Source organism: Pseudomonas sp. HP_08 (assembly GCF_055284095.1).
This window is the reverse complement of the sequence record NZ_JBTOQC010000031.1, coordinates 1-3,300: the sequence shown is the minus strand read 5'-3', so window position 1 is coordinate 3,300 and position 3,300 is coordinate 1. Positions and strand designations below refer to the sequence as shown.

Annotated in this window: 2 rRNA genes; both read left to right on the top strand. The window is 51.6% G+C overall.

Annotated features, from left to right (window positions below):
- Positions 1 to 152: 152 nt before the first annotated feature.
- Positions 153 to 3,045 (top strand): 23S ribosomal RNA (locus ACYAS9_RS21920).
- A gap of 134 nt (positions 3,046 to 3,179) precedes the next feature.
- Positions 3,180 to 3,295: ribosomal RNA gene (rrf, locus tag ACYAS9_RS21915) — 5S ribosomal RNA — on the top strand.
- Positions 3,296 to 3,300 lie beyond the last annotated feature (5 nt).

Here is a 3,300-nt window from a genome sequence, read left to right as displayed (position 1 = left end):
ATCGTTCTTTAAAAATTCGGATTGTGATAAAAATTTAGACTGTGCACCACTTTCACTGGTGGGGTGCAGGCTAAGGCAAAATGAAAGTTTGTTTTAACAAGCTTTCGGCGAATGTCGTCTTCACAGTATAACCAGATAGCTTGGGGTTATATGGTCAAGTGAAGAAGCGCATACGGTGGATGCCTTGGCAGTCAGAGGCGATGAAAGACGTGGTAGCCTGCGAAAAGCTTCGGGGAGTCGGCAAACAGACTGTGATCCGGAGATGTCTGAATGGGGGAACCCAGCTGTCATAAGACAGTTATCTTGTACTGAATACATAGGTGCAAGAGGCGAACCAGGGGAACTGAAACATCTAAGTACCCTGAGGAATAGAAATCAACCGAGATTCCCTTAGTAGTGGCGAGCGAACGGGGACCAGCCCTTAAGTGGCTTGGAGATTAGCGGAACGCTCTGGAAAGTGCGGCCATAGTGGGTGATAGCCCCGTACGCGAAAATCTCCTTGTCATGAAATCGAGTAGGACGGGGCACGAGAAACCTTGTCTGAACATGGGGGGACCATCCTCCAAGGCTAAATACTACTGACTGACCGATAGTGAACCAGTACCGTGAGGGAAAGGCGAAAAGAACCCCGGAGAGGGGAGTGAAATAGATCCTGAAACCGTATGCGTACAAGCAGTGGGAGCCTACTTTGTTGGGTGACTGCGTACCTTTTGTATAATGGGTCAGCGACTTATATTCAGTGGCGAGCTTAACCGAATAGGGGAGGCGTAGCGAAAGCGAGTCTTAATAGGGCGACAGTCGCTGGGTATAGACCCGAAACCGGGCGATCTATCCATGGGCAGGTTGAAGGTTAGGTAACACTGACTGGAGGACCGAACCGACTACCGTTGAAAAGTTAGCGGATGACCTGTGGATCGGAGTGAAAGGCTAATCAAGCTCGGAGATAGCTGGTTCTCCTCGAAAGCTATTTAGGTAGCGCCTCATGTATCACTGTAGGGGGTAGAGCACTGTTTCGGCTAGGGGGTCATCCCGACTTACCAAACCGATGCAAACTCCGAATACCTACAAGTGCCGAGCATGGGAGACACACGGCGGGTGCTAACGTCCGTCGTGAAAAGGGAAACAACCCAGACCGTCAGCTAAGGTCCCAAAATCCTGGTTAAGTGGGAAACGATGTGGGAAGGCTTAGACAGCTAGGAGGTTGGCTTAGAAGCAGCCACCCTTTAAAGAAAGCGTAATAGCTCACTAGTCGAGTCGGCCTGCGCGGAAGATGTAACGGGGCTCAAACCAGGTACCGAAGCTACGGGTATCATCTTTTGATGATGCGGTAGAGGAGCGTTCTGTAAGCCTGTGAAGGTGAGTTGAGAAGCTTGCTGGAGGTATCAGAAGTGCGAATGCTGACATGAGTAACGACAATGGGAGTGAAAAACTCCCACGCCGAAAGACCAAGGTTTCCTGCGCAACGTTAATCGACGCAGGGTTAGTCGGTCCCTAAGGCGAGGCTGAAAAGCGTAGTCGATGGAAAACAGGTTAATATTCCTGTACTTCTTGTTACTGCGATGGAGGGACGGAGAAGGCTAGGCCAGCCTGGCGTTGGTTGTCCAGGTTTAAGGTGGTAGGCTGAGATCTTAGGTAAATCCGGGATCTTAAGGCCGAGAGCTGATGACGAGTGTTCTTTTAGAACATGAAGTGGTTGATGCCATGCTTCCAGGAAAAGCTCCTAAGCTTCAGGTAACAAGGAACCGTACCCCAAACCGACACAGGTGGTTGGGTAGAGAATACCAAGGCGCTTGAGAGAACTCGGGTGAAGGAACTAGGCAAAATGGCACCGTAACTTCGGGAGAAGGTGCGCCGGTGAGGGTGAAGGACTTGCTCCGTAAGCTCATGCCGGTCGAAGATACCAGGCCGCTGCGACTGTTTATTAAAAACACAGCACTCTGCAAACACGAAAGTGGACGTATAGGGTGTGACGCCTGCCCGGTGCCGGAAGGTTAATTGATGGGGTTAGCGCAAGCGAAGCTCTTGATCGAAGCCCCGGTAAACGGCGGCCGTAACTATAACGGTCCTAAGGTAGCGAAATTCCTTGTCGGGTAAGTTCCGACCTGCACGAATGGCGTAACGATGGCGGCGCTGTCTCCACCCGAGACTCAGTGAAATTGAAATCGCTGTGAAGATGCAGTGTATCCGCGGCTAGACGGAAAGACCCCGTGAACCTTTACTATAGCTTTGCACTGGACTTTGAATTTGCTTGTGTAGGATAGGTGGGAGGCTATGAAGTGTGGACGCCAGTCTGCATGGAGCCATCCTTGAAATACCACCCTGGCAACTTTGAGGTTCTAACTCAGGTCCGTTATCCGGATCGAGGACAGTGTATGGTGGGTAGTTTGACTGGGGCGGTCTCCTCCCAAAGAGTAACGGAGGAGTACGAAGGTGCGCTCAGACCGGTCGGAAATCGGTCGTAGAGTATAAAGGCAAAAGCGCGCTTGACTGCGAGACCCACACGTCGAGCAGGTACGAAAGTAGGTCTTAGTGATCCGGTGGTTCTGTATGGAAGGGCCATCGCTCAACGGATAAAAGGTACTCCGGGGATAACAGGCTGATACCGCCCAAGAGTTCATATCGACGGCGGTGTTTGGCACCTCGATGTCGGCTCATCACATCCTGGGGCTGAAGCCGGTCCCAAGGGTATGGCTGTTCGCCATTTAAAGTGGTACGCGAGCTGGGTTTAGAACGTCGTGAGACAGTTCGGTCCCTATCTGCCGTGGACGTTTGAGATTTGAGAGGGGCTGCTCCTAGTACGAGAGGACCGGAGTGGACGAACCTCTGGTGTTCCGGTTGTCACGCCAGTGGCATTGCCGGGTAGCTATGTTCGGAAAAGATAACCGCTGAAAGCATCTAAGCGGGAAACTTGCCTCAAGATGAGATCTCACTGGGACCTTGAGTCCCCTGAAGGGCCGTCGAAGACTACGACGTTGATAGGTTGGGTGTGTAAGCGCTGTGAGGCGTTGAGCTAACCAATACTAATTGCCCGTGAGGCTTGACCATATAACACCCAAGCCATCTGCACAGCAGTGGCGGTGTGTGAAGACGCTTCGACCGAAAGCTGTTGAACGAACACATTTTGCTTATCACAACCCGAATTTGCCGAAACGTTGAAAGACGCATCGGCTACCGAATTTCTTGACGACCATAGAGCATTGGAACCACCTGATCCCATCCCGAACTCAGCAGTGAAACGATGCATCGCCGATGGTAGTGTGGAGCTTCTCCATGTGAGAGTAGGTCATCGTCAAGATTCAA